Annotated in this window: 4 protein-coding genes; all 4 read right to left on the minus strand. The window is 31.2% G+C overall.

What is annotated here, in order from left to right; translation table 11 throughout:
• On the minus strand, positions 1–835 hold an 835-nt coding region (locus V7659_RS12025), incomplete at its 3' end, for a carbohydrate ABC transporter permease (RefSeq protein ID WP_335540226.1).
• A gap of 84 nt (positions 836–919) precedes the next feature.
• Positions 920–2,203, minus strand: a complete 1,284-nt coding sequence (locus V7659_RS12030) for an ABC transporter substrate-binding protein (RefSeq protein ID WP_335540227.1) — start codon at positions 2,201–2,203, stop codon at positions 920–922.
• Between the two features lie 347 nt (positions 2,204–2,550).
• A complete protein-coding gene (locus V7659_RS12035; RefSeq protein WP_335540228.1) occupies positions 2,551–3,168 on the minus strand; it encodes a YesL family protein in 618 nt (205 codons plus the stop codon).
• On the minus strand, positions 3,165–3,690 hold a 526-nt coding region (locus V7659_RS12040), incomplete at its 5' end, for a helix-turn-helix domain-containing protein (RefSeq protein WP_335540229.1). The genes V7659_RS12040 and V7659_RS12035, both read right to left, overlap by 4 nt.

Genomic DNA, 3,690 nt, shown 5'->3' on the forward strand with positions numbered 1-3,690 from the left:
TTATTATTATCATCAATACAATTGCCATTGCACAGGCTAATCCAAAATTTTGATATTGAAAGGCTGTATTTATTGTTTGTAATGTAAAAGTTTCGCTAGCATGATTGGGACCACCGCTAGTCATAACATAAGGAATATCAAATATCTGCAAGGCTCCTCTCACGTTCAAAAATAATACTATTTCAACAACAGGCTTTATATTTGGTAATACAATGTGATAAAACTGTTTAAAGGTGCTTGCTCCATCAATAATAGATGCTTCAATCATGTCCGTTGGAAGGGATTGAAATGCCGCTAAAAAAAGTATTATATGGATACCAGAAAATTTCCATATAGAAACTCCAGTAAGAGAATAATTAACAATTTCCGGATCGCTAAGCCATCCTATTTTATTCATATGAAAAAACTGCAGCATACTATTTAACACTCCATCTTGTGAGCTAAAAAGAAAGATAAACATACATGCAACTGCAACTGTGTTAATTATATAAGGTAAAAATGTAATAGTTTTGAACATCTTACTGCATCTCACTCTATTGTCTAATAAAAATGCTAAAAATAATTCAATAGGTATAAAAAGCAAATGCCCCGCAAAATATACAGCATTATTTTTTAGCGATACCCATACCTCCGGTGAATCAAATATTATTTTCTTGAAATTTTTTAATCCTACAAAGGTTTTTGTAGGATTCAGTCCATCCCAGCTTGTAAAGCTTAATGCTACTAGATTTATTATTGGGTATATCATAAATAAACTTATTAAAATAGTGGGAATAAATAAGAATGTAACTAGCACTATGTTCTTCTGCATCTTTAACTCATTATTTTTAAACATAACCCGCCTCCTAGCCTGCTAATTAAAAGAAGAATAAAGCAGCTAAAGGCACCTTATTCTTCTTTTAATTAATTATTTTACTTTTTAGTTACCTCTTGCTTTTTTCCATTGTGCATTTAAATCATTCATTATAGAATCTAAACTAGTTTTGCCTGCCACCATCTGTTGACCTATGCCATTAACGTCAAATTTCATGGCATTCTTTACCTTGTTATACTTATCATCATAGAAAACAGTTACTGACTTAGCATCAACACCATCAAAGGCTTGAGCAAAGAATTGATCATTATAACTTACACCCTTCATTGTAGGCTTTATACTAAGAGTAGAAACAAGCTGAGTATAATAATCACCAAAGAACCATTCAAGGAATTCTTTTGCTTCCTTTTGATTTTTACTAGTTTTAGGAACTCCCCAGAAGAATTCAGTCATTGCAGTATTGTAGAATGGATCGCTAGTAGTATTCCTTGTTGGTAATAAGAAAACTCCTAAATTCTCATCCTTACCTCCATTTTGGTTATAATCACTCTTATACCAGGAGCCAGCTGCTAACATACCAGCTTTTCCCGCTACAAACATTGCTCTTTGCTGATCCCAACCATATCCTAATGGATCATCTCCAAAAACCTTAGCATCATATAATTTTTGAATCTTTGTATATGCATTGTAGAATGGCTGTCCTTTTGTAAAAGGATCATCCTTTGTAGCCATCTTGTTGTAGTATTGTCCATCTCCTGCTTCAAGCATTGGCATATATTCATTAAGTGGATAATTTACCCAAGAATCCTTTAAGCCCAATGCAAGTGGTGTATATTTCTTACCATCTTTTATTGTTTGACAAACCTTTATAAACTCATCCCAAGTCTTAGGTATTTCTAAATTGTATTCTTTGAAAATGTTCTTGTTGTAAAAAACAAATTCATTAAATACTGCTTCTGGTAACCCTATTACATTTCCTTTAATCATAGTTTCCTTAGCATATAAATTGTTTTCAGTTGCCTTTAAATCATTTAGAGGTACCATAATATCCCCATAAAGTGAAAGATTTGCTTGTCTAATTGGGAATACATCTGGCAGCTGATTTGCTGTGCTTCTTATCTTCATTGTATTATCATATTCAGTTTTTCCAACTTTTTCCACTTCTATAGTTACATTTGGATGCACCTTTTTATAAGCATCTGCTATCTTTTTAGTTTCTGTCATATACTTATACTCGTCGTCTCCCCAAAGAGCCATTTTTAGTGTTACCTTTTTATCGCTAGCTGTTGTTGCGCTCTTTGTATTTGAGCACCCTACAGCAAAGGTGCTTAGTAGTGTTGCTGCTACTAAAGCTAAGCTTAAATTTTTTAATAATTTCTTTTTAATCACTTTTTTTCCCCCTTCACACTTTATAGTTATATTTTAATTATTTTTACAATATCATTGAATGATATATATTAATGTTTTTTTGATTTATATTATCCTCTTGATTTAAACTAGCATAATTGATTAAAGGTAAGCCCGAATTATAAAAATAAGCGCACCTTTCCGGTACGCATCACAAACAATCGTTCCAGATTAGGGCAAAATAGCCCCCTAAGATTGAAAAAGACGACTCAAAATTCACAAATGTGAATTTTTAAGTCGTCTTTTTAAGTTGTACGATAAAGAGCCCCTTTAAAAACCGGAGGTTTTTCAGTGCCCTCGCAAAAGTACAGGTGTTTTTATTACTAGGTTTAGATTTTAATATATCTTTTAAGTACCTTCTCAATAAAATAGGTGGAAACAAGAGCATAAAAGCTAACGAAAAATAATCCAAAGGAAAGCTTATATATGGTAAATAATATTAGTGCTATAAGGAGTGCTACAGAGGTAGTACTTATAACTATGTGTTTATAAGTTAATATAAGTGAATTCTTAAGTATATCAATAAGCTTCATATTAACTCTTGCTATTAAAGGGAATATAAAAACACTTATAAGTAGTATTTGAAAGATAATAAATAGTTGAAAGCCCTGAAGCCATAGATAAGCACTGTCCATTTTATTTAATTTAAATATCTTATAAATACTGAAAGATAAAATTATTGTTATAACTGCTCCTATAGGTAAAGCTTGCTTAAAATTTTCTTTGTATCCCTTAATAAAGTCACTATATATGTTATAGCTATTTTCTCTTACCTTTTTTCCATAAACATAATATAGTGCAGAAGTGGAAACTCCAATTGTCACTATTGGCAAGCTTCCTATAAACCATAATAAATTCAACATAAAGGTTTCATAAACTAATACACAAAACTTGTACAATGGTCCTTCAAAGCTAAATATTCCTTTCATTATTTTTCCTCCATTCACTTGGAACACCTCCTCATTCTGTCATTTTTATACTGCATAGGGCTAATGCCTACAAGTTTTTTAAAGGTTCTGCTGAAATGTTCAATGTTAGGATAACCGATTTTATCACATATCTCATATATCTTCATATCAGTTTTAGCTAAAAACTCCTTGGCCTTTTCTATCCTTATATTAGTTACATATGTAGTAAAGTTATACCCTGTTTCTTCTGTGAATATTTTACTGAAATATGCCTTACTAAAGCCTATAGATTTACTTACCAGATCTAGGGTAACTCTATCACCATAATTATTATGAATAAAATCCTTTGCCTTTTTAATTGCCGCATTCTCCCTCTGGTTTATTTTTCTTAAAGAATTAATAACTCTTGTTAGAAGCATTAGGATCCATTCCTCAATTTCTAATTTAGTATCAAATTTTCTTACTTCGCTATAAAAATCCAAATCTTCCTCAATAATAGCTTCAAGATTATCTCCTTCATCCTTAATTATGTAGTAAATTACCATTAATACTATCTCTAAA

The sequence above is a fragment of the Neobacillus drentensis genome, from assembly GCF_036966985.1.
GTDB lineage: Bacteria > Bacillota > Bacilli > Bacillales > Cytobacillaceae > Neobacillus > Neobacillus drentensis_E.